Source organism: Virgibacillus sp. JSM 102003 (assembly GCF_041949995.1).
GTDB lineage: Bacteria > Bacillota > Bacilli > Bacillales > Amphibacillaceae > Lentibacillus.
Genome location: NZ_JBHFQH010000008.1, coordinates 112,713 through 137,416 on the forward strand (window position 1 = coordinate 112,713; position 24,704 = coordinate 137,416).

Genomic DNA, 24,704 nt, shown 5'->3' on the forward strand with positions numbered 1-24,704 from the left:
TGTCGTCAAAAAATAAATAAAACATTACTTATATAAATTAAGTTTGCAATACTCTGTAAACTATTTTTTCAATTTTTGGCAGCATCATGATAGAATAGATTCATAATAATAATAGGATGAGATGCGATGAGCAATTCTAGATTACTAGTTTATACATTGAGTGGTGTTATCTTCTGCATATGCTTTATCGGTATGCTTATTTATGGTTATAAAACATTTATTATTCAAACGGAGAAAGTGGAGTCAGCCGATTACAACTATCATTTTGCATTAATAGCTGAAGAAGCGGACAACGAATATTGGAGGCAAGTCGAGGAAGGAGCTAAAAAGGCTGCAGCTGAACATGATATCTATTTGGAGTACCTTGCTCCGTCTAGGGCAAACAATGATAAACTTCTAAAATTATTGGACCGGATGATTTCAGCTAAAGTAGATGGGATTATTGTTCAAGGTGTTCCTGGTGAACGCTTTGTAGATTTAGTTCATAAAGGGGTTGAGCGGGGAATTCCGATTATCACCGTGGATACAGATGTTCCAAACAGTGAGCGCAAAGCCTACATCGGAACAGATAATTTCTACGCAGGAAAATTAGCAGGCAAAGCGGTAATCGAAAATACCACAGGTGAACAATACGTGGGAATTGTTACAGGTAGATATAACGCAATTAATCAACAAAAAAGACTGGAAGGTTTCAAACATGTAATAAAGCAGACGCCCCGTATACACATTGTTGACATAGAAGAATCCAATATTACTGCAATTGGTGCAGCTCAAGCAACCTACTCACTATTAAAACAACATCCGTCTATAACTATGTTTGTTGGAACCAGTGCATTGGATGGAATCGGTATTGTTGACGGAATTCAGGAAATGGGTACATATAAAGAATTTACCATTATTGCATTTGATTTGCTGCCAGAAACACAGGAATTGATTCGAAAAGGAAAAATTGATGCAACGATTGCACAATATCCTAGGGAAATGGGAAATAAATCGGTAAATGTAATGATCGAGTTGCAGAACAATGATTTATTAAATAAAGAAATTTATACGAATACTGAAGTGGTTGAAAAAAGGGATTTAAGTCCACTTAAATATGGTGTGTTAAAATGAAGACAATTCGCGGTAAGCTAATCATTTATTTTTTTGTTTTCGTTATTCTATTTCAGGTAACAGCGATTTCCATCTTTGTCAGTTCAAATGAATTAACTAAAACCTATAATGATAGTTTCCAGCGCTTTCTGTTGCTGAATACAATATCACAACAGACATCAAGGTTATATTCAACAACAAAATCATATGTGAATGAACCGAAGTCGGGAAGTGCTAAAGATTATTACAGGATAAAAAAAGAACTGGAAGGTAACGTGGAACAGTTAATGGCCACGTTTTATTATATAGACACAATTGAAATGAAAAATTATATAAATTTAATAGAGACATACATTCGTGAAACGGAGCTAACAGTTGGTTTTGTTTTAAGAGGTGACAGTGAAAAGTATATGAATCACCTTGAGGAAGCAGGGAATGCATCGGATTACATAGCAGAATCCACACTGGAAATTATTAAGCTTGAATTAACTGCCTATCAATCATTTTATGATGAATTGCAGTTGCGTAATAAAAACTTTCTGCTGTTTATCGCTTTTTTGTTTCTGACAACTATTATGCTGGCGGTATTTTTTGCTTTATGGTTTTCAAAAGGGATTACCCGTCCATTAGGAAAGCTGTCCGTTGCTGCTGAGGAAGTATCCAGAGGTGACTTGAAGGGTGAGCCAATTAATGTACGTACTAATGATGAATTGAGATTGCTAGGTGATACGTTTAACCAGATGCGCTCAAACATTTATGAACTATTTGAGGAGATACAGGATCAATCAGAGCTTGATCGATTAGTTAAGGAAATGGAACTAAAGCACTTGCAAAATCAGGTAAACCCGCATTTTTTGTTCAATACGTTAAACACGATTTCCAAGATGGCTTATTTGGAAGATGCTAAATCAACTTCAGGGTTAATAGATTCTGCTGCGACACTGCTTAGGCACAGTCTTGGAGAAATTGAACATCGAGTTTCATTAAAAGATGAAGTCAAGGTTGTTAAAGATTATTTTCATATTCAAAAAGTCCGGTTTTCTGAACGGATAACATTTCACTTAGATATTGATGAGTCCTGTCTTGAGCTTGAAGTCCCCCGATTAACATTACAGCCCTTAGTAGAGAATGCGTTTATCCACGGTATTGAGGGGAGAGAAGAAGGGGGGACGATTTCTCTTGTTATTTACCAGGAATTGAAGAATGTGATTGTCGAAATTAGCGATGATGGAGCAGGTATGGAACAAGAGAAGGTGAATCAAATTCTTTCTCTGACAAAACAGAAGGAAGAGCATGTCGGTCATTCGACTGGAATCGGGCTAACGAATGTAATTAGACGTTTACAACTTTTCTTCCGTTTAACCCATATTGTTGAAATGAAGTCAAAGCCAGGGCAGGGAACTGTAATAAGACTTTTACTGCCACGAGATAAGGAGGAGCTGGAATGAAGGTTTTAATTGCTGAAGATGAACTGCTGGAGCGTAAAGCAATGCGAAAATTTCTTGAAAATAATTTTTCAGAGATAGAAATAATTGACGAAGCGACAAACGGAAGAGAAGCAATTGAACTTGCACGGCTAAATCCCCCTGATATTATCTTTATGGATATTAAAATGCCTGGGATTAATGGACTAGAGGCGATTGAGGAGGTACAGAATTTTAGCCCTTCAAGCAAGTTTATTTTGGTATCTGCATACGATTCATTTGATTTTGCGAAGCAAGCAATGAATCACGGTGTAAAGGAATATATTTTAAAACCTGGCAAAAAAGAAGAAATTGTTAAATCGATTTTGCGTGTAAAAAAGGAAATTGACTATGAGGTGCAACAGCAGATAGAAAAAAGAAACCTAATCGAAGAAAGTTTTATTACAAAATTAATGCATCAGCCTTTAGACAAAGAAGCTTATTCAATTCTGAAAGAGTATTTCCCTTCGTTTAAAAGCGGTTATTTTCTGGTGATTCAACTTACGCATCCTGCTGATATAGAACCGATTCGGGAAAGACTCACAAAACATCTGGAGCACCCATTTATTGTGGACAGTACAGATGGTCGGGTTGCATGTTGTATTTTAGCAAATTCAGAATTAAATAAGTCTGACATATTAATGCAAGTTAGAAAGATTCAATTGGAGTTCGGTACCTACTGTTATATTGGCATTGGAACTCCGTATTCAGTTCTTGGTAATTTTCCAAAGTCGTATCATGAAGCACTTACAGCAGCTTATCAACTGACAAAGAAAAATAACAGAAAATACGGATTCCTGGAGGAAAATGAAGACAAGGATACTATTCCGGATGTCATTGTTCAGTTGCTGGCTGAAGTCGAAAAAGGTAATGAACATGAGTCTCTTCAGATTTATAAAGATAAACGTGACTTCTTTACTATAGATGATCATGAGGATATTTATTTTAATGTGAAGCGAATGATGGAAGAACAAAATATTGCTTTTCCCGAAAACACCATCTCTGAATTGGATTCCGATATAGAGTGGCAGCAATTTATTATTCTGTGCTGTGTGAAATTTCAGGAACATTATCGTTCGAAGAAGCTCATGGAAAAAGTGAAGGAATATATTGATGAACATTACAGGCAGGGAATCACTCTGGAGGAGATGGCTGCACATGTCGGTTTAAGTCCAAATTATTTTTCAAATGTATTTAAAAAAGAGTTCGGAAATACATTTGTAGAATTTATTACTGGACGAAGAATGAATGAAGCAAAGCATTTGATAATGGAAAATCAGTATTCTCTAAAGGAAATCAGTTATATGGTCGGTTATAATGACCCAAATTATTTCAGCCGGGTATTTAAAAGATCTTATCAAATGTCACCGAAGAAGTTTCAGCAGCAAATCTTTAAAAAGTGAAGGTAATCATAAAATAATACAGTAATCAAAAACCCAACTACTATTCTGAATATTTATAATGGTATCTGTAAGCGTTATCATAATGGAGGGGGAAAAATATGAAAAAAATATCTGGTATTATTCTATTGCTTGCACTAGCTATTATGCTTTCTGCGTGTAGTGGTTCAGATGATGCAGAAGGCAGTTCAGACAAAGAGGGAGAAAAGAGTGCAAACACAGTTGAAATTTTTAGTTGGTGGACTGGTGCTGGTGAAGAAGATGGCTTACTTGCATTAATTGACTTATTTGAGAAAGAGCATCCGGAAATCAAGGTGGAAAATGCAGCAGTTGCCGGTGGAGCCGGTACTAATGCAAAAGCGGTACTTGCTACACGTATGCAAGGTGATGATCCGCCATCAACATTCCAGGTTCACGGTGGTGACGAATTGAATGAAGGCTGGGTGGCAGCTGGAAAAATGGAGCCGCTTAACGAACTTTACGAGAAGAACGGATGGAAGGACAAATTTCCTAAGGAACTGATTGATTTGGTCAGTAAAGATGGAGATATTTACTCCGTACCAGTAAATATTCATAGAGGAAATGTAATATTTTATAATAAAAAAGTATTTGAAGAAAACGGCATTGAAGAGCCGGAAACATTCGAGGAGTTCTTCGCAGCATCAGAGAAATTAAAAGAAGCAGGTGTTACACCGGTAGCACTGGGTGATAAAAATTCCTGGCCAGCAACACAAATCTTCGAAAACGTTTTGTTAGGTGTACTTGGTCCTGACGATTATAAAAAATTATTCGCGGGCGAAATTCCGTTTGATGATGAGCGGGTAGTTGAAGCTGCCGAGCAGTTCGGTAAAGTTCTTGATAACATTAATGAAGATCATGCTGCACGAAACTGGCAGGATTCTGCACAGCTCGTTGCTAATGGAGAAGCAGCTATGATTAATATGGGTGACTGGGCAAAAGGTTACTTTGTAAACGATTTGGATATGGAAACAAACAAAGACTTCGGATTTTTTGAATTCCCTGGAACAAAAGGTGAGTTTCAAGTTATCACTGATACATTTGGATTGCCTAAAGGAATTGAAAACCCGAAAGATGTTAAGGAATTCTTAACATTCCTTGGATCTACTGAGGCACAGGATGTATTTAATCCGTTAAAAGGATCTATCCCTGCACGTACTGATGCTGATGAGTCAAAATATGATGCATATGGAAAAGAAGCGATGCAGGACTTTAAAGACTCACGGTTAGTGCCAAGTCTTGCGCACGGATCTGCAGCGGCTGCAGGTTTTCTGACAAAAGCTAATCAGGCTGTGAATATTTTTGTAACACAACGTGATGTTGATAACTTTATTCAAGCATTGAAATCCGCATCATCTGAACTTTAGTAATTTGAATCTTGAGGCTGCCTGAAAGCGGGGGCAGTCTCTTATTAATTTTTTTGGTAGACCAGAGAAAATAAACACACTGCTTACCTACTAAGTGCAACTAAGTTATTAACAGAGAAAAGCCTCTAAGTAAGGAGGAAATAATTTGGAGGATACAGCGATTAAGAAAAAGCATAAGCGCAAATTTACCAAAGACCATTGGACAGCAGTGGCATTTCTCGTTCCGTCTATTATCCTGATTTTAGTTTTCGTTTACGGGTTTATCGGATGGACAGGGTTTGTATCAGTAAGTAATTGGAACACACTTGCACCTGATTTTTCCTTTGCTGGACTTGAAAACTATATTTATTTATTCCAGGATTATCGTTTTCAGGCTGATTTACGAAATACAGTATTTTTTACCATCTTTTTCATAGGGTCGGTCATTGTAACTGGGTTGGGATTAGGTGTTCTAATTGACCAAAAATTAAAAGGTGAGTCCATTTTCCGTAATATCTTTTTATTCCCAATGGCGTTGTCATTTATTGTAACGGGTGTAGTATGGCAATGGTTGCTGAATCCATCAACAGGATTTAATCAGTTTCTTAATGTATTTGGAATAACCCCTAAATGGTATACGGATACAAATATTATTGCTGGTTTTGAGTGGGGAAAGATCGAGTTCGGGGTGCCTGTGGCGATTATAGCAGTAGTTATTGCAGCGGTTTGGCAGATGACCGGATTTTCATTAGCAATGTATTTGGCAGGTCTGCGTGGAATCCCTGATGAACTGCGAGAAGCAGCCAGAATGGACGGTGCAAGTGAGTTCCAGATATATCGGAAGGTAGTTATACCGATGTTAATGCCGATAACGGTAAGTGTTATTATCATCATGGCCCATATTTCATTGAAGATATTTGATCTAATTTATGCCATGACAGGGTCAGGGGCAAACTATGTTACCGATGTTCCTGCTGTTTATATGTTCGAAACAACGTTTAAAGGACATTACTATGCAAATGGTGCTGCTATTGCAATTATCATGTTACTTTTGGTAGCGATATTCATTGTTCCGTATCTATGGAACAGTAGAAAGGGTGATAATTAATGGCGGCATTTCCGATTGGAAAAACTATAAAATATTTGATATTAGTCTTTTTAGCTATATTATTTTTAATGCCTATTTATGTAATCATTGTAACGAGTTTAAAACCATTGGACGAAGTGTCATTGGAACAAATGTGGGCGTTGCCAACTTCAATTGACTTCAGTTCCTATGTACAGGCAATCAAGGAACTCGCTCCCAACTTCATGAACAGTGTTTACTTAGTGGTTCCTGCAACTCTCTTATCTGCTCTGTTGGGGGCAATGAATGGATATGTTTTATCCAAATGGAAATTTAAAGGTTCGGAAACATTATTCATGATTATTTTATTTGGAATGTTTATCCCGTATCAAAGTATCCTGATACCACTGATTCAATTTATTCGTAATATTGGATTGTACGACACTATTGCAGGGCTGGTTCTGGTACATGTTGTATATGGTTTGCCTATTACAACCTTAATGTTCCGAAACTTCTATGCAAGTATTCCGGATGAAATGATTGAAGCAGCAAAAATCGATGGAGCAAGTTTTCTTGGTGTTTTCAGGCATATTATGGTGCCGTTATCAATCACAGGGTTTGTAGTAGTAGCAATCTGGCAGTTTACGAATATTTGGAACGAGTTTTTGTTTGCAGTAACTATTACAACAAATGAAAACCAACCAATTATGGTTGCATTGCAAAATCTTTCTGGGAGTCAGATTGTCGAGTGGAATGTTCAAATGGCCGGAGCACTCATTGCAGCATTACCGACGCTGCTTGTTTATATCATATTGGGAAAATACTTTGTTCGAGGCCTTCTGGCTGGATCTGTGAAAGGATAGAAGGCTTATGGCACCAAGCATTGCTTACAAGTGGACTATCCTTTTTAAGTTACAGAAAACATTCACTGGTAGCGAATCTCTGAGGACCGGGGTATTCTCTGGTCCTTAAGTGTAAGTAATTAGCTTTTTGACATACAAGAAGTAATCCTTTCGATTCAAATATATTATAAAGTAGAGGAGAAGAGATATCATGAACTATCGTCAACTTGGAAAGACAGACTTGAAAATAAGTGAATTAAGCTTTGGCACATGGGCTATTGGTGGTGCATGGGGTAAGTTAAATGATAAAGAGGCATTACGTACTTTAGACCGTGCCATGGATGACGGTGTCAATTTTTTTGATACTGCCGATGTTTATGGAGATGGTCATAGTGAGGAACTATTGGCCAAGGCAACAAAAGGAAAAGAGGATTCTATTCACATTGCGACGAAATTTTGCCGTGCTGGTGATATTCATAATCCTGAAACGTACTCGTTAGAACGTGTGACGGAGTATTGTGAGAACAGCTTAAGACGCTTGAATCGTAACCAGATTGACTTGTATCAAATTCATTGTCCGCCAATGGAAATACTGCAAGACGGCAGAGTGTTTGAGGCATTGGAAAAGTTAAAGGAACAAGGAAAAATACGGTACTATGGCGTGAGCGTCGAGACTGTTGAAGAAGGCTTATATTGCCTGGAACATACAAATGCAAGTTCGCTACAGGTTATATTTAATATTTTCCGCCAGAAGCCGTTAGAGAAGCTGTTCCCCGAAGCATATAATAAAGGGGTAGGTATCCTTGCTCGTGTACCATTGGCAAGTGGATTACTTACTGGAAAGTTTAGCGAAAATGCTAAATTTGAAGCAGATGACCATCGTAACTTTAATCGGGACGGGGAAGCTTTTAATGTAGGTGAAACGTTTGCTGGACTTGAGTTTAACAAAGGAGTCGAGCTGAGCCGTAAGCTGGGGTGGATAGCAGATGATAGAGGGAGTATGACTCGTGCTGCGCTTAAGTGGATCCTTGAACATAAGGAAATCACCAGTGTTATTCCTGGGTTTAAAAATGTGAAGCAGGTAGAGGATAACCTACAGTCCTTATATGTAAAAGGGTATTCATCCGAAGAACTAGATAGGCTGGCAACCTTTTATCGTAATGAGGTATATGAACATATACGGGGAGCTTATTAAATGAAACTGGACGATTGGGAGAAGGGAATAGGAAGAAGTTACTGAAAAAAAGTAACCTACCTAAAAAGGAAGAAGTTCACTACCATCATATATAAGTGGCTTCATATTTTTTCTTCTGTATATTAAACACTTTTAAGATTGTTCGGAAATATTATCAGTTTTTCAGTGTCTCGGACAGGACCTCATCCCATAATCTTCAAGTGGCTGTCCCTTATAGTTCTTTTTCATCATTGACTAATTACTTAGACCTAACGAAACCAAATCTCATTCCCGGTAGTCTTAAAATAGTGAATAAATTCTTGATATTATCCAGTTTTTAATCCAACATATTCAGAATGATCACTTATAATTCAATGTAAGCGCTTCCATATACTTCGCAATACTTCTAATATTCCATCTTAGATAGAGTTCTCAAAAAAGTACACTAGAGAAAGTCACTTAATCAAAGTCCTGACCACTGATTGTTGTTAGTTTCTTTATTTCCTATAATTTTTCTTGAAAAGGAGGAATCTTACTAAGGGTATATATTGTTTGAGGCTACTGTGGGTGATAGTTTAAAAGTTATCCGCAATTTCAGGGTGCCTTTTGACTACAGCGGTAACTATTTTATTTAAGGAGGTTTTATTATTATATGAAACAATTAATACGTACGTATTCAATTATCATTATTTTCTTCTCATTAAATCTTGTTGGGTTTTCATCACATGTCTTAGCTAAAGGCGAAGAAACTGCATGGAACGGTTCACCTGAGACTTTCCAAGTTAACAGAGAGCCTGCAAGTGTTAAAACAATTCCGTTCAATAATGAAAGAGCGGCTGTAAAGAGAGATCTAGATAGTTCACGATTCTATCGTTCTCTCAACGGGGATTGGAAATTTCTTTGGTCGGAAAATCCAAATGAGAGACCTAAGAATTTTTACTTAGACGACTACGATGATTCAGATTGGAACACGATTCCAGTACCTAGTAACTGGCAGCTACATGGGTATGGGGATATTATCTATCTAAACCAAGATCATCCTTGGCAGGGGTATGGGAAGATTTCTCCTCCAGAGGTTCCTGTTAAACATAACGAAGTGGGATCCTACCGACATGAATTCCAATTACCGGGGAACTGGGATAAACGACAGGTGATGCTTTCGTTCCAGGGTGTTAAATCGGCATTTAATGTTTGGGTTAACGGTGAGAAGGTCGGGTATAGTGAGGACAGTTTTACTCCTGCAGAGTTTAATATTACTGATTATGTTAAAAAAGGCAAAAATACACTTGCTGTTGAAGTATTTCGATGGTCAGATGGAGCATGGTTAGAGAATCAGGATATGGTTGATTTAAGTGGCATTTTTAGGGACGTTTACGTTTATTCAACACCAGATGTCCACATGGATGATTATAAAGTTGAAACTCCTTTAGATGAAGGCTACAAAGATGCAACATTGAAAATTGATGGACAGCTTTCAAATAAAGATAATGCTAATTTAGATGATTATTCAATTGAAGCACAGTTATATAATGAAAGTGACAAAGCTTTGTGGAACGAACCAACCAAAATAGCTGCCTCTTCAACTGGTGATAATGAAGGTGGATTTTATTCAGAAATTCCCGTAGTAAACCCTCTAAAGTGGTCTGCTGAAAAACCAAACCTGTATACGCTGGTATTGAAATTAAAGGATCCAAAAGGGAAAACAGTTGAGGTGCTAAGTTCTAATGTGGGTTTTAGAGAAATCGACATAAAAGGAACACAAGTTAGGATCAATGGGAAGCCAATAACCATTAAAGGTGTTAATCGTCACGTAGTTCACCCGGATACTGGTTATGCAATGTCTGAAGAACAAATAAGGAAAGATATTGAGTTAATGAAAAAATTTAACATAAACGCTGTTAGAACAGGACACTATCCTTTTAGTTCCACATTTTATGAATTGGCTGATGAGTACGGAATATATATTTTAGATGAAGCAAATAACGAAACGCATAATATGAGGCCATTTCCTGGCGACAGTCCAAATTGGAGCGGGGCAGTGTTAGATCGAATTAAAACAATGGTAGAACGTGATAAAAATCATCCTTCCGTAATTTTCTGGTCCATGGGGAATGAAGTTGGATCAGGTGATGTATTTAAAGAAGCCGCAGAATGGGTTAAGGAGTTTGATTCTACTAGACTTGTTCATTTCCAACAGGATAATAGCTTGGCTGATTTTGATAGTTTTATGTATCCAAGTTTAAGTACACTTGAAACCTACGGAAAGCGGAATAACCGACCACTTATTATGTGTGAATACTCACATGCGATGGGTAACAGTGTAGGAAACATAAAAGAATACTGGGAAATAATTGATCAATATGAAAATTTACAAGGTGGGTTTATTTGGGACTTTGCTGATCAATCTGTACGCCTTCCTGTTGATGGTGGGGTAGAGGGACTACCAATACCTAAGGATTATGATGGTGAGACGTACTTTTCTTACGGAGGCGACTGGGGTAGTTATCCATCCGATGGGATATTTATGATGAATGGTCTTCTAAGCCCTGACCGTACACCGCAACCGGAAATGTACGCAGTCAAGTCTGTCTACCAAAATGTTGATATTAATGGTGTAGATCTTAAAAATAACACGATTAAGATTCATAATGAACACTTATTTACCAACTTAAATAAATTTGCCGGTAAATGGGTACTAAAACAAGGTGGTAAAGCAATTCAGGAAGGTCAATTAAATAAAGACATTGCTGGAGGAGAAACAAAAGAAATTACCCTACCAATAAACAAACCTAAACAGTTAGAAGAAGGGGCGGAGTATTGGCTAGAGGTCAGCTTTTCTCTAGCAAAAAATGAATCGTGGGCAAAAAAGGGGTATGAGGTAGCGAGCAACCAATTTAAAATGCCTTACAAAGCGCCTGCATCTCCAGGATTTGATACCACTTCTATGCCAGCTCTTTCTGTAAATAATGAGGAATCTGTAGTAAGTGTATCTGGTAAAGAATTTAACTTAGAATTCAGTAAGGCAAAAGGGACAATTACCTCTTTTAGACAGAATGGAATAGAGTTATTCGAATCAGGACCTATACCAAATTTCTGGCGTGCTCGTAATGACAATGATTTAATGAATGGAATGTTAAGCCGAAATAGCTCTTGGCAACAAGCCGGGGAGCAAATGGATATCACTAATTTAAAAGTAAGAGAAATTAGTGAAAAGGTTGTACACATTCAAGTAGATGCTACTTTACCGACTACTGGTGAGACACTTTATCGAGTGGGTTACTTTATTTATGGAAGCGGAGAAGTAGTAGTACGAAGCACCGTTAAACCAAGTACGACACTTTCTGAGATCCCAGCAGTTGGCATGGAATTAACACTTCCTGGTGAATTTGAGAACATTGAATATTATGGTCGCGGTCCTTTCGATAATTACTCGGATCGTAAAGATGGTGCTGAGGTTGATGTATACACTAGTACCGTTACCGAGCAATTCTTTTCTTATCCTCGACCCCAGGAGACAGGTAATAAAACAGATGTTCGTTGGTTAACATTAACAAATGATGATGGAAATGGTTTAATGGTTGGTGGTTTACCACAGTTTGAATTTTCTGCACTTCATTACGCGGAAAGTGATTTAGAACAAGCCAACCATCCATTTGAATTAACTAAACTTGATAGTGTTGCTTTAACGATTAACCAAGCACAAATGGGAGTATGGAATAGTTGGGGTGGTACGGCACTTCCACAATACATGTTGTATACAGATCAGTCCTATTCCTATAATTATGTTCTCCGTCCATTTATTGACGGACAATCAGCTACGGATCTTAGTAAACGTCAAATTGACTTAAATTTAATAGAGGATATCAAAGTTGATGGCAAGTCATTAGAAGGGTTCCATACTGATATGACAAATTATACGTATACATTCTCCAGTGCATTAAATGCAGATATACCTGACATACAAGTCACTCCAGCTAATGATGACATCGAGTTTGAAATAGATGAGGCAGAAGAAATATCTGGTGAAACCCTTATCCACGCTCGGACAAAGGATGGATTTTTAAAACAAACGTATACCGTAAAGTTCAATCCTGTCTCTGACTTATACTTGAGTGACATACTATGGGAAAGCGCCACAGTTGGTTGGGGAACGATACAAAAAGACGCATCACTTGCGGGTCCGCCAATCACGCTACAAGGTGAAGAAGATCAAGTTATTTACAATAAGGGATTAGGGATCCATGCTAATTCAGAAGTTATTTATGATCTAACAAACTGGGATTTTGACCGATTCGAAACTTATGCAGGCGTTGAACAACATGCAGACAAAGACGGAAACCTCTTCATATTCGAAGTATGGTTGGACGGAGAATTGGCATATCAAACAAAACCAATGAGAAAAAGTACACCGCAACAGTTTATAAGTGTAAATATACAAAATAAAAAAGAACTGAAATTGGTTATGAGAACGGTTGAGGGTGGGTCGAACGGACATGGTCACGGTGCGTGGGCTGCCCCTAAGTTAATGACTGATTGATTTGAACGATGTTGCGCAAATTGACAGTGCCTCTTTAACTGCAGATTCACTGAGATTACTACTATTAGACTAAGTTAGTAGCTTGATAAAAAAGGCTGTTTCAAAGGTTAATTTGAGGCAGCCTTTTCATGGGAAAGGGGGCAGGAACCTGTCCCTCTGTTCCTCGGGTTAAACTCCTACTTTTTATTTAGTAGGAAGAGACAGGCACCTTAGCCTAAATATGATAAGATATAATAAAAGGGTGAATACATGATGAAATATGCGATTGGTGTTGATATTGGTGGAACAAAGGTCGCAATAGCGGTAGTTGATCAAGCTGGTAATAGTTTAACAGAATCAATTATTCCAACCGATCTATCGATTCCTGCAATTAAAATGGTGGAGAAAATTAATAATGAAATAGAACAGGTTATCATTGGAACGGGAATCCCTACGGATCAACTAATAGGAATTGGTATTGGGGCACCTGGACCATTAGATAGTAAAAATGGCGTAATCACATCACCGCCGAATTTAAAAAAATGGATTGATGTACCAGTAACTAGATTAGTTGAGCAACATTTTTCGATGCCGGTTTTTTTGGAAAACGATGCAAACGCTGCAGCACTAGCCGAAAGATTGACAGGTGCAGCACAAGAGAATGATAACTTTGTCTATATAACAGTGAGTACAGGCATTGGTGCTGGCATTGTGGCAGAAGGGAAGCTGCTGCGAGGATTGAAGGGGAATGCCGGTGACATTGGACATACAGTGGTTGACCCGTCGTTCGGAAAATGTACGTGCGGACAATACGGCTGCCTAGAGTGGATTGCCTCAGGAACGGCAATTGCCAGACAGGGTTCGGCAATTATGGGCAAAGCCATATCAACCAAAGATGTATTCAATCTTTACTTAAGTGGAAATGAGGAAATTACGCATTTAATAGAAAGGATTTTCCGCGTACTTGGTGTTGCATGTGTATCAGTTATTAATACTTTTGATACCGAAAAGATAGTGATTGGAGGAGGAGTTTCAAAAGTTGGCGCGCCGCTATTTCAATCGATTCAAGCATATGTGAGTGAATATGCGTTAAACGAAACCGGAAGGCAAACAGAAATAGTTCCGGCAAAATTAGAGCAAAAATCTGGAGTTATAGGAGCGGCAGCTTTGTGTTTCAATCGAATATAGGTATGGAGGAATAAAAATGTATAACGAACCAATCTTTTTAAAACCTGTATTTCAGGAACGTATATGGGGCGGCGACAAATTACAAACACTTTTTGGATACGACATCCCTAACAACAAAACAGGTGAGGCATGGGTTATATCAGCCCATCCGAACGGCCCGTCTGAAATAGTAAATGGTCCGTTACAGGGAAAGGACTTAGCTCAGGCGTGGAAGGAACATCCGGAAATATTTGGGGAGACATCTAGTGAGGGAGATTTTCCGCTACTAGTTAAAATTTTGGATGCTAACAAAGATTTATCTGTCCAGGTTCATCCTAATGATACATATGCTAGAGAAGTTGAGGGTGAAAGTTACGGAAAAACAGAGTGCTGGTATGTCCTGGACTGCGAAGAAGGTGCGGAAATTGTTTTCGGACACCATGCACAATCAGCTGAAGAGTTTAGGCGAATGGTTGATTCCGGGCGTTGGGATAAATTACTTAGACGTGTAAAAGTTCAAAAAGGTGATTTTATATACGTTCCAAGTGGTACAATCCATGCAATTGGTAAAGGAATAGTCATCTTGGAAACGCAGCAAAGTTCGGATATTACCTACCGGGTTTACGATTATGACCGAACCGATGCAATAGGGAATAAGCGTGAATTACATATTGATTCTGCTATTGATGTAACCACTTACCCGCATAAGGAAGTGAACTCTCAGCATGTTGAAAAAGTAATTAATGATTTGGCTAGCACACAACTAGTTGACGATAAGTATTTCAGTGTCTATCACTGGAAACTCGATGGTGAAGTTTCACGTAAATTGAAGTCTTTTCTTTTAGTTAGTGTGATTAACGGAAAAGGGAAAGTTATGGTTGAGGAGCGAACTTTTCCTGTTCAAGCTGGTGATCATTTTGTTCTGCCATCTACTATAGAAGACTATCATGTCGAGGGAGGAATGGAGCTTGTTGTTTCGGTTCCTGGAATGTATTAAGGAGTAGAATTCAGGAAGCGGGATACCACTTCCTGAATGATGGTTAAGTTATCTATAATTGCTACTTCTTCAATTCCCAAAAATCTCTTTGAAAAATACTCATCAACATCGCATCATGATACTCACCGTTTACGAAATAGTGTTCAGTTAATTCCCCTTCAGCATGAAAACCTGCTTTTTCATAAATATGAATAGCCTTTTTGTTCACCTTGTCCACAACTAAATAAAGCTTGTGCAGGTTAAGCGTGGAAAAAGCATAATTCATTGCCAAGTGAGTTGCTGTACTAGCATAACCATTCCCCTGATGTGCGGTATCGATCATAATCGCAAATTCCGCATATCGGTGTCTCTGATCAATACCATACAAGCCTACAAATCCCAGCTTTTCCTCTTTATAAGTTAATATAAATTGTCTCTCCCGTGTGCTGTCCTGACTTTTATCAAATTCGTCCTTCAGCTTTTCCATAGACATATAGGCTTCTTCAAACCAATAATCCATCACTTCTGGATCATTGTTCAGCTTGTGTAAAAATTCCAGGTCATCTTTTTCTAATGTGCGTAGTTTTACATCCTTTGACATACTGTGTATTCCTCCCATCGTTTTCCATTACCTATTATACTAACATAAATGGAGGAAAGCGAGATAAGGTTCCTGTCCCCTTTTGTCCCATGATTGATGATAGCTTATTGTCACTTTATAATATATATATTAATAAATAATAGAAAGGGATTGATATCGTTGGGGAAAAGCAAGAAGGATGTCACTTGGGCAGAAGCTAAGAAACGCTGTCGATTGAATCAAGCTGATATTAAAATGGCGAAGGAACTTGGTATGCAGCCAAAAAGCTTGCTGAAAAATATCCCTTCGTCTGATCAGAAATGGAAAGCGCCTGTAAAGGTATGGATTCGTGAGTTATATGAGAAAAAATTTGGCAGGATACTTACTATTGATAAAAAAGATAAATCACCCAAAAAAGAGTATGAATTTTCGGATGAGGAGTTGCCTTTCTAATGACATCGACTATAAAACAATTGTCAGAAGCTGAAATTAGAGCGATTTTGCGAGCAGCGGATGAAATCATTGCACAAGGCGGACGAACGCTTCTTGCTAAAATTTTAAAGGGTTCACGTGAGAAGAAGATACTTGAAATAGGGTTGGATGGTTGTCCGACTTATGGGTGGTTTCGTTCTGATAAACTGGATGAAATCAAACTTAAAATTGATTGGATGATAGATTTTGACTTCCTGGACATTCAATACAGCGGGAAGTTACCGATGATTATTTTTACAGAACGAGGCTGGGAAATCGAGCGTGATCAGTTAGCAGATGAAATTTTAGAGGAATGGAACCAGTGGCTGGCAGATGACAAAGAAAGTCCTGATATGAGTTATTTAAAAGATCGAAACCGGAAAATGATATTTTTACTCCTTGATAAGATAAAGGAAACAGGAAACAGAAAGTACATTCCATATTTAAAAGAATGGGCAAAAGTTGATTACAAAAAGGTGAGAGCTGAGATTCAATCAACCATTAAGTCGTTGGAATCGAATGAGCCTATTGATCAGCAATCCGTAAGTGAAAGAAAGAAGTCAATCCAAGAAGCATTGAAGGGTTTAGCCCCGCAGGATCTTCTTTTAAAATGCTGGGAATGCGGTGATCGTTTTACGTTTACAATAGGTGAGCAGCAATTTTATAAACAAAAAGGTTTCGTTCACCCTAAAAGGTGTGAACCGTGTCGGGGTAAAAAATATTTAGATTATATGTAGACCGGAAATCTTCTGAAGTGCATTAGTTATTAGCCATTGAATATTTTCCTTAATTAAAAACCAGCTATTGCGCAAAATAACAGGAAACGGAATGGAGGTTTTTGTATGGAGGAAAATAATCAACGTAATGGCAGATATACGGTTGCAGGGACAGATATTGATGCGGTTAAAGAACAGAGTCGTCGTTCAGGTTTGTCTTACAATGAAGCAAAAGAATGGATTGCTAAGACATCTGGTGGTCGTGGTACCAATATATACAGTGATACCAATGCAGAAGAGGTTAAACGGAAAAACCAGCAATCCAATGGTAACCAGCAGTAAGAGATACCCAACTATTAAAGAGCACTTTCTATGGAAAGTGCTCCTTTTTTTTGTCCAAGTAGTTGACATTTTTAGAAAATTCATTATACACTGTATTCAACAAAATTGAATATAAGGAAACAATGATAAATATATTTTTGTAAGCGCATTCTTTTATCTCGACAAATTTTTAGGAGGGATCATAATGACATCATATATCTCGGGTTTTTATAAGTTATCGCCGGAACAAAGACTGGATAAGGTAACACAACATATTGAGCTATCAGATGACGAAAAGAAGATTATAAAAGGGGAACAAGGCTTTACAACTGAACAAGCTGATCGAATGATCGAAAATGTAATTGGATACTTACCTATTCCATTAGGAGTTGCGGCTAACTTTAAAGTAGATGGAGAGGATGTTTTTGTGCCAATGGCTACCGAAGAACCATCTGTGGTGGCGGCAGCTAGTCATGCTGCAAAATTAGCATACAACACTGGAGGCTTTACGACTTCCTATTCTGGTTCAATTATGCGGGGGCAGGTACAAATAACGAACTTGAAAGATCCTTATGGTGCATTAGCACGAATCTATGAAAATAAAGATTCGATTTTACGACTCTGTAATGAACAGGATCAAACGCTTGTGGCTTTTGGTGGTGGAGCGAAGGATTTGGATGTTCACATAATTCAAGGTGAAGACGAGAAAATGGTTGTTGTTCATTTACTGGTTGATACAAAAGATGCTATGGGTGCTAATGCTGTTAATACAATGGCTGAAGCTGTCTCACCGTTTGTTGAGAATATTACTGGTGGTCAGGTAGTCTTACGCATTTTATCCAACCTTGCTGATCAGCGGATCGTGCGGGCAAGAGCTGTATTTGAAGATCCATTTGGGGGAGATCAGGAGGCACTCAGTAAATTTATGAAGGCACATCAGTTAGCCGTTGCTGATCCATATCGTGCTGCGACACATAATAAAGGAATCATGAATGGCATTTCTGCTGTTGTTCTTGCAACAGGAAATGATACAAGGGCTGTTGAAGCGGGTGCTCATGCATATGCTTCGATTACGGGAAGATATCGTTCGCTAACACAATGGGAGCTTGGAGATGATAGTTCGATTATCGGTACGATTGAGCTGCCGTTAGCTGCTGGATTAATAGGTGGCGCAACCCAATCGCATCCTGTAGCTAAGCTTGCAACAAAAATTTTGCAGGTAAAAACTGCTGAACAACTTGCAGGAATTATTGCAGCAACAGGATTGGCACAGAATTTTGCCGGATTAAAAGCATTGGCAAGCGAAGGTATTCAAAAGGGCCATATGAAGCTGCATGCCAGAAACATGGCATCGATGGCTGGGGCAAGAGATGACCAAATCGATCAAGTTGTCAGACTAGCAACAGAACAGGAAAGTTTTAGTTTTGATGATATTAAACGAATTGTGCAGGCACTACAGAAATAATTTTATTAAAAGACTAGGAGGGGTAAACATGCAATGGCCAAAATATGTTCAAATGAAAGAAGTCGGACCTCGCGATGGTCTGCAGAACGAAAAGACTTGGATTCCGACCGCAGATAAGGTAGCTTGGATCAATAAACTCTCCGATTCGGGGGTGAAAGAGATTGAGTATTCATCATTTGTCCACCCAAAGTGGATTCCAGCCTTGTCTGATGCTCGTGAAGTCGGAAGGCAAATTAAGCGGAATCCGGATGTCTTTTATTCGACACTTGTTCCAAATATGAAGGGACTGCAGCATGCACTTGAGACCGGAATTGACGGTGCTTCGGTATTTATGTCGGCAAGTGAAACACATAATCAAAAGAATATTAACAAATCTATTGCTGATACATATCCGGTGCTGGGTGAAGTGGTTTCTGAGGCAAAACAAGCAGACAAGCGTGTTACAGGCTATGTATCTACTGTGTTTGATTGTCCTTTTGAGGGAAAAGTTACGCCTGAACAGGTTGTCCGTGTTTGTGAGAGATTATTTGAATATGGAGCAGACGAGATTTCTTTGGGTGATACGATTGGTTCAGCAGTACCATCCCAAGTGGAACAGCTGCTTGAAGCCGTTCTTTCCCGTTTTCCCGAAGATAAGATGATCATGCATTTTCATAATACGAGGGGGATGGCTATAGCCAACATTATGAGATCACTTCAATATGGCATTTCCCGATTTGACAGCTCTGTTGGTGGATTAGGTGGTTGCCCATATGCACCGGGGGCAGCAGGTAATGTGGCAACAAATGATGTGCTATATTTGTTACATGGTTTAGGAATAGATACAGGAATTCAGGAAGAAAAGATACAGGAAGCAGCACTTTTTATCCAGGACAAACTGCAAAAAGAACTGCCAAGTAAGTCACTTGCCTATGCTGTTAGTGGAGAAAAATGTTAATGTAATTTGAATAATTTGTATACTAGGGGGGTGAAATTTTGAACGAAGAAGAGAAGAATTATGTGGATGTTTGGGGAGATAATGTGAAAATTGAAGATCTTGGAATCTCTATGGTGCTTTGTATCGCATTTGCTCTTGGTGGTTATATAATCGCTCCAGGTGATGCACCTCAACCTTTAATTACAGGTCTTGTCGGTGGTGTTATCGGTTTTATAGTCAGCAGTATTATTATTAAACCAAAAAGGACTATTTCCAAAATGAGAGAGGATGATTAAACGTTGGACATGATGATTATTTTACAAATGGTACTTGCTAGTGTAGGAGGTGCTGCTTTATATACGCTCATTGGAATCGCACCAGGAACAGACGAGACAGCTGTGCTAGCTCCGGTGACGATTGCACTTGTGCTTGTTGGGGTTTCCCCTTATGTAATTCTATCATTTTTCATTGCGGCCATCGTAGCGAAAAAATTAACAGATTCAATTCCTGTTGCAATAGCAGGTATTCCTGGTGGCGTTATGTCGGCACCAATGGTCGAGCATGCCATGGTATTGAAAACGCATGGGCTGCCAGATCAAAGTATTAAAAAAATGTCTTCAGGGTCTGTGATTGGAACGCTGGTTTCCATACCTGTAAGTTTCTTAATCGCAAATTTAATTATCCCCTACGCAGATGAAATCAGTGAGTATGCAGGTTTAATCTTTTTCTTAGGTGCTATATTTCTCGCATTAATGACCAAAAATAAAATTTTATCTTTAGCAATCATAATTCCTTTTGCCCTGCTTATACAAGGGCTGCGTCATTTATACTGGGGACTTGAAATTGTACCCTCAGATGTTACTGTTTTTGTTTCTTTCTTTTTAGGAATTACGATTGGTCCCATTGTATTTAAATTATTTGAGCTATTAAATAATGATTATCGCAAAAATTTGCCTGGACTGGGGAATAAAGAAATTAGTCTTAAAAGCCCCAGGAAAGTGAAAGGATTTCCAAACCCTTTTAAAATCCTAACCAAAAAGGAAACAGCATCTTCTGCGTTTGGCAGTTTTATAGGGGCAATTACTTTTTTTCTTTCCCCGGTTGGTATGACAGTATTTTTAGGGGAGTTTTTAACCAGACATATTAAAGATCCTGTTCAACGGGCTTCCAGAGCTATATCTACAATGGATGGTTTAACAAACGCAGCTTACATTTCAGGAACATTAGTCCCGTTAATTGCGATTGGCTTACCTTTGTCACCAATGGCTATCGGCCCTGCAGCTGGATTATTCAATGCTCCTCCAGTTTTTACACCAGAACACAATATTCATCATTTGCTTTCTATGGGTGAAATCATGACAGCAACAATAATTGGCGCGATAATCGCTATAATTATTACTTTTTATGTAACTATTAAATATGCGAGCCAGATTTGTGCTTTTGTATTCAAGTATATTCCACATGAAGCACTAATCGGGCTTTTTGCAGGTCTGGTTGTTATGTTAGCATTTATGGATGCTGGATGGATCAATATCTTTGGCACTATGCTAATAGCACTTGTATCAGGTTTGCTTCATAAAAATGGCGTGAACTACGGTGTACTGTTTATGATTTTATATGCTGCACCATGGCTTTTAAGTGTAATGAGTTAAATCGATTACAGAACAAAAGGAGAGGTTTCTCATAAATCTTGATAGTTTAGGACAAAAAATAAATCAAATTCGTTTGCGGAAAAAGAAAACACAACAACAAATAGCTGATGAATGCGGGATTTCAAAAAGCTTATTGTCAAAAATTGAAAACGGACAAACCTCTTCTGCGATTGCTACGTTATCGAAAATTAGTGAAGCATTGGAGGTCCCCCTAGCTTGGATGCTGGACGATCAGGCAGAACAGAATCTCGTATTGCTCCCAAAAACAAATAGGGAGTCTAATGTAACAGACGAGAATATGGGGTATTCATATGAATTACTTGCAAACAGATCCTCATATTCCGGTATTGAACCAACGATTGTTAACGTTACACCAAAGGATTCAAATTTACGTCAGGATTCGTACACACACTCACAAGATGAATTTATTTATATTTTAAAGGGCTCCATTTACCTTTATTATGATGGTAATAAACACTATATGGAAGCTGAGGATAGTGCATATTTTAATGGGGAAAAACCGCACTTATTTATCCCGGTAGATAACGAAGGGGCGAAGGTACTGTCGGTTTTTATAGATAATCAATTATAATGGTTTTCTAATAATTATTTAAAGGTGGGATGAAATGGGAAGAGATCAAAGCTCAGTACTATCTGCACAATCCATTTTAAACATGGACGCTTCCTCTATTGCAAGTGAAATTAAAGATGGAGAAATAACCAGTTATGAAGTGGTAAACACCTATATCGAACATTTAAAGAAAGTGAATCCTGTCATTAATGCTGTTGTGGAGGAACGCTATGCAGAAGCTTTAAGAGAGGCTCAAGAAAAAGATAACCAGGATGCAAACGTCACGAAAGGGTCGCTATTTGGGGTTCCGATTAGCGTGAAGGAAGCATTTAATGTTGTGAATATGAAAACAACAGGCGGACTGCTAAGTAGAAAGCACCTGATAGCTAGAGAAGATGCAGATGTTGTGGCAAAGCTAAAAGAGGCTGGTGCGATTATTTTAGGTAAGACAAATACACCTGCATTATGTTTTTGTCAGGAAACGGATAATAAATTGTATGGCAGAACCAACAACCCATGGGATGTTACAAGATCATCAGGCGGGTCAAGTGGTGGGGAAGGTGCATTGCTTGGTACAGGTGGAGCTGCAGCAGGAATTGGTTCCGATATTGGCGGTTCCATTCGCTTTCCGAGTCACTTCAATGGGGTAGTTGGCTTTAAACCGGGGAAATTTCAAGTATCATCCAACGGACATTTTCCAGCTGACACTATTCCTTTGCAAAAAAGGATGTCAGGAATTGGGCCGATGGGAAAATCGGTGCGTGATATGGAACTACTATACGATATTATTGCAAATAAATCCGCTACCGAGCAGTCTCTTGATGATTTCAAGATTGATATTTTATCGGATGACCTAAATATTCCGTTATCACAAAAAACAAAGGATGTCGTGGGTGGAATTGAAAGCTATTTACAAAAATTAGTTTCTGTAAATAGGTCCTTCCCGCCTTACTTTGAAAATAGTGCACAGCTATGGCAGGAAATTATGTCAATTGACGGTGGGGAACGTATGGAAAAACTAGCCTTTAATACAGACCGTTCAAATGTATTGGGTGCATACGCTAAAGAAAAACTAACCAGGAAGACTAAAATTCATCCGTATTTGTCATGGGCATTAATTGGTGCCAAACTATTCAAACCATCTGCAGTCAGAATAAAGGAAATTGAAGGTATTATTGAGCAGGGGGACAGGGAGATAGCTGCATATTTGAACAATCGATTATTAATTTTACCGGTTTATCATACTGGAGCACCTGAACATGGAAAGGTATTTCAGGAGATCTTCTCCATCCGTAAAACATTTTTGCACTATATGCCATATATTGCATATGCTAATGTTTGGGGACTTCCGTCATTAACCATTCCAGCTGGCACTGATGAGAATAACATGCCGATCGGTATTCAGGTTGTTAGTATGGATGGTAATGAGGACGCGATATTCAAGTTAGGAAAGATAGTGGAGCGAATATCTGGCGGATATAATCGTTGTAGTAGATTGGATTAGTCTCAGAATAATAGTTTTCGAATCTGCTTCTAGATATACAAAGCTGACATATAATAATAAATGTGCAATTTAACGTACTTTTAAACAGGGAGGTAGTATAATGCCATGTGGGAAGCACCAAGTGGATCTTGATATTCCGATTGAATATATCTGGGATTTTGTTAGTGATATGAATAAGTGGGCCCCATTAGTTCCTGGCTATGTGACGCATGAAATTCTTAACACCAAGCAATCGACTTGGACATTTAAAGGTGACGTCGGTATTATACAAAAAACAGTTTGTTTGCAGGTGGACATTACGGAATGGAAAGAGCCAACTATGGTTTCTTTCCAATTAACTGGAGTGAATGAGAATTTTGATGGAAATGGTTTTTTTGAAGCTGAGGAGATAAACGAATATGTGACAAGAATGACCGGCTCTCTAAATATAACTGCAAAAGGATTTACCGGACCGATGATTAACTCAGTGCTAAAGTCATTCGTACCAAAAACTACAAAAGAGCTCACCACAGCAGTCGCAAATGAATTGGTGCCTGTCACTTCCCGGTCTTTGTAAAAGTTTTTCGTTTACAAATACTGCTTGTTTTGGACACTGTTCTCTATACGGAGAGCGGTGTTTTGTTATGGAATGAAAAATGGTGAATTTAGTAAGGAAGTGTTGTTATAGGGGACGAAAACAGATATTGCATTCGATATATTATGACAAAAAACGGGAAGTGACAGGCACCCCATAAATAATTCGAAATTATCTGAAAAGTGACTTGACATTTAAAAAATGAATCAATAGAATATAAATAACAAGTAACATTTACATAGAGGAAGTGACTGTCTTTTGTCTTTACGTGAGGAGAAAACAGCAAAGAAAAAAGAAGAGATTTTGCAATCTGCAGTACGCATTTTGTCCGAGAAAGGTTATCGTGGGACAACTATGGAGGAGATTGCAGCTAAGCTATTAATGACTAAAGGCTCTGTTTATTATTATTTTAAGGATAAACAGAATCTGCTATTTGAAAGTCAGATCATGATATTAAATCGAAGTATCCAAAACCTGGAATTCATTAATACGCAAAATGTAAGCGTTATCATGAAATTAAGAAAGGCCATAATTGCCCATATTGAGTACGCAATCAGGGAAAGATCCGTATTTGTGATGATGTTTAATCCGGAGCAAATTTTTTCACCTTCACAGTTAGAGCGGATTTTTCAATTAAGAGATGAATACGGAAAAGGCTTTGATCGGTTGATAAAAGAAGGAATTGAATCTGATGTTTTTAGATCAATGGATGTAAAGATAGTCAGGAACATTATTTTAGGAGCAATAAACTGGGTTACACAATGTTATTCTGACAACGGGAAAAAAGATGAGACCGAAATGGCCGAATTGATTGCAGATTATGTGATGCAAATCGTAATAAAGAATAAAGGTTAATTTTTAGAGGAGGGACTCA

The 24,704-nt window shown here is 38.3% G+C and carries 22 protein-coding genes; 21 read left to right on the forward strand and 1 reads right to left on the reverse strand.

The window, feature by feature from the left end:
* Positions 1 to 126: 126 nt before the first annotated feature.
* From ACE1TG_RS10760 to manA, 10 genes are all read left to right on the forward strand, one after another.
* Entirely contained in the window at positions 127 to 1,113 is a 987-nt protein-coding gene (locus ACE1TG_RS10760; protein ID WP_375052387.1) for a sugar-binding protein, read from the forward strand.
* Positions 1,110 to 2,540, forward strand: coding sequence for a sensor histidine kinase (locus tag ACE1TG_RS10765; protein WP_375052388.1), 1,431 nt, complete (start codon positions 1,110 to 1,112; stop codon positions 2,538 to 2,540). Before ACE1TG_RS10760 ends, ACE1TG_RS10765 begins: the two co-directional genes overlap by 4 nt.
* Positions 2,537 to 3,958 carry a response regulator gene (locus ACE1TG_RS10770; protein WP_375052389.1) on the forward strand — a complete coding sequence of 474 codons (1,422 nt, stop codon included), beginning with the start codon at positions 2,537 to 2,539 and terminating at the stop codon, positions 3,956 to 3,958. Before ACE1TG_RS10765 ends, ACE1TG_RS10770 begins: the two co-directional genes overlap by 4 nt.
* Before the next feature lie 98 nt (positions 3,959 to 4,056).
* Complete coding sequence (locus ACE1TG_RS10775) at positions 4,057 to 5,340, forward strand: ABC transporter substrate-binding protein (protein WP_375052390.1); 1,284 nt, start codon at positions 4,057 to 4,059, stop codon at positions 5,338 to 5,340.
* Positions 5,341 to 5,485: 145 nt separating this feature from the next.
* Positions 5,486 to 6,427, forward strand: a complete 942-nt coding sequence (locus tag ACE1TG_RS10780) for a carbohydrate ABC transporter permease (protein WP_375052391.1) — start codon at positions 5,486 to 5,488, stop codon at positions 6,425 to 6,427.
* Positions 6,427 to 7,248: a carbohydrate ABC transporter permease gene (locus tag ACE1TG_RS10785; protein WP_375052392.1), complete on the forward strand. Its 822-nt coding sequence runs from the start codon at positions 6,427 to 6,429 to the stop codon at positions 7,246 to 7,248. Before ACE1TG_RS10780 ends, ACE1TG_RS10785 begins: the two co-directional genes overlap by 1 nt.
* Before the next feature lie 190 nt (positions 7,249 to 7,438).
* The gene (locus ACE1TG_RS10790; RefSeq protein ID WP_375052393.1) at positions 7,439 to 8,422 is read left to right on the forward strand and encodes an aldo/keto reductase; all 984 of its coding nucleotides are present in this window, start codon (positions 7,439 to 7,441) and stop codon (positions 8,420 to 8,422) included.
* Between the two features lie 631 nt (positions 8,423 to 9,053).
* Positions 9,054 to 12,938: a beta-galactosidase, LacZ type gene (gene lacZ / locus ACE1TG_RS10795; protein WP_375052394.1), complete on the forward strand. Its 3,885-nt coding sequence runs from the start codon at positions 9,054 to 9,056 to the stop codon at positions 12,936 to 12,938.
* A 249-nt stretch (positions 12,939 to 13,187) separates the two neighbouring features.
* Positions 13,188 to 14,105 (forward strand): ROK family protein, encoded by a 918-nt coding sequence (locus ACE1TG_RS10800; RefSeq protein WP_375052395.1) that lies wholly within the window; start codon positions 13,188 to 13,190, stop codon positions 14,103 to 14,105.
* A gap of 16 nt (positions 14,106 to 14,121) precedes the next feature.
* Positions 14,122 to 15,081 carry a mannose-6-phosphate isomerase, class I gene (manA, locus tag ACE1TG_RS10805; protein WP_375052396.1) on the forward strand — a complete coding sequence of 320 codons (960 nt, stop codon included), beginning with the start codon at positions 14,122 to 14,124 and terminating at the stop codon, positions 15,079 to 15,081.
* A gap of 61 nt (positions 15,082 to 15,142) precedes the next feature.
* Here the strand turns inward: manA and ACE1TG_RS10810 are convergent, their stop codons facing one another.
* Positions 15,143 to 15,661, reverse strand: a complete 519-nt coding sequence (locus tag ACE1TG_RS10810) for a GNAT family N-acetyltransferase (protein ID WP_375052397.1) — start codon at positions 15,659 to 15,661, stop codon at positions 15,143 to 15,145.
* Positions 15,662 to 15,820: 159 nt separating this feature from the next.
* On the opposite strand from ACE1TG_RS10810, the gene ACE1TG_RS10815 reads away from it, so the two are divergent.
* The 11 genes from ACE1TG_RS10815 to ACE1TG_RS10865 all read left to right on the forward strand — a co-directional run bounded on the left by ACE1TG_RS10815 (position 15,821) and on the right by ACE1TG_RS10865 (position 24,685).
* On the forward strand, positions 15,821 to 16,093 hold the full coding sequence (locus tag ACE1TG_RS10815) for a hypothetical protein (RefSeq protein ID WP_375052398.1): 273 nt from the start codon (positions 15,821 to 15,823) through the stop codon (positions 16,091 to 16,093).
* On the forward strand, positions 16,093 to 16,848 hold the full coding sequence (locus ACE1TG_RS10820) for an RQC-minor-1 family DNA-binding protein (protein ID WP_375052399.1): 756 nt from the start codon (positions 16,093 to 16,095) through the stop codon (positions 16,846 to 16,848). Before ACE1TG_RS10815 ends, ACE1TG_RS10820 begins: the two co-directional genes overlap by 1 nt.
* A gap of 105 nt (positions 16,849 to 16,953) precedes the next feature.
* Entirely contained in the window at positions 16,954 to 17,169 is a 216-nt protein-coding gene (locus ACE1TG_RS10825; RefSeq protein WP_375052400.1) for a hypothetical protein, read from the forward strand.
* 184 nt (positions 17,170 to 17,353) lie between these two features.
* On the forward strand, positions 17,354 to 18,613 hold the full coding sequence (locus tag ACE1TG_RS10830; RefSeq protein WP_375052401.1) for a hydroxymethylglutaryl-CoA reductase, degradative: 1,260 nt from the start codon (positions 17,354 to 17,356) through the stop codon (positions 18,611 to 18,613).
* A 28-nt stretch (positions 18,614 to 18,641) separates the two neighbouring features.
* Positions 18,642 to 19,550: a hydroxymethylglutaryl-CoA lyase gene (locus ACE1TG_RS10835; RefSeq protein WP_375052402.1), complete on the forward strand. Its 909-nt coding sequence runs from the start codon at positions 18,642 to 18,644 to the stop codon at positions 19,548 to 19,550.
* A gap of 38 nt (positions 19,551 to 19,588) precedes the next feature.
* Positions 19,589 to 19,825, forward strand: a complete 237-nt coding sequence (locus tag ACE1TG_RS10840; RefSeq protein ID WP_375052403.1) for a hypothetical protein — start codon at positions 19,589 to 19,591, stop codon at positions 19,823 to 19,825.
* Between the two features lie 3 nt (positions 19,826 to 19,828).
* Positions 19,829 to 21,181, forward strand: coding sequence for a tripartite tricarboxylate transporter permease (locus ACE1TG_RS10845; protein WP_375052404.1), 1,353 nt, complete (start codon positions 19,829 to 19,831; stop codon positions 21,179 to 21,181).
* A 58-nt stretch (positions 21,182 to 21,239) separates the two neighbouring features.
* Positions 21,240 to 21,773: a helix-turn-helix domain-containing protein gene (locus ACE1TG_RS10850; protein WP_375052456.1), complete on the forward strand. Its 534-nt coding sequence runs from the start codon at positions 21,240 to 21,242 to the stop codon at positions 21,771 to 21,773.
* A gap of 34 nt (positions 21,774 to 21,807) precedes the next feature.
* Complete coding sequence (locus ACE1TG_RS10855; protein ID WP_375052405.1) at positions 21,808 to 23,256, forward strand: amidase; 1,449 nt, start codon at positions 21,808 to 21,810, stop codon at positions 23,254 to 23,256.
* A gap of 100 nt (positions 23,257 to 23,356) precedes the next feature.
* Positions 23,357 to 23,812, forward strand: coding sequence for an SRPBCC family protein (locus ACE1TG_RS10860; protein WP_375052406.1), 456 nt, complete (start codon positions 23,357 to 23,359; stop codon positions 23,810 to 23,812).
* Positions 23,813 to 24,088: 276 nt separating this feature from the next.
* Positions 24,089 to 24,685 carry a TetR/AcrR family transcriptional regulator gene (locus tag ACE1TG_RS10865; RefSeq protein WP_375052407.1) on the forward strand — a complete coding sequence of 199 codons (597 nt, stop codon included), beginning with the start codon at positions 24,089 to 24,091 and terminating at the stop codon, positions 24,683 to 24,685.
* Positions 24,686 to 24,704 lie beyond the last annotated feature (19 nt).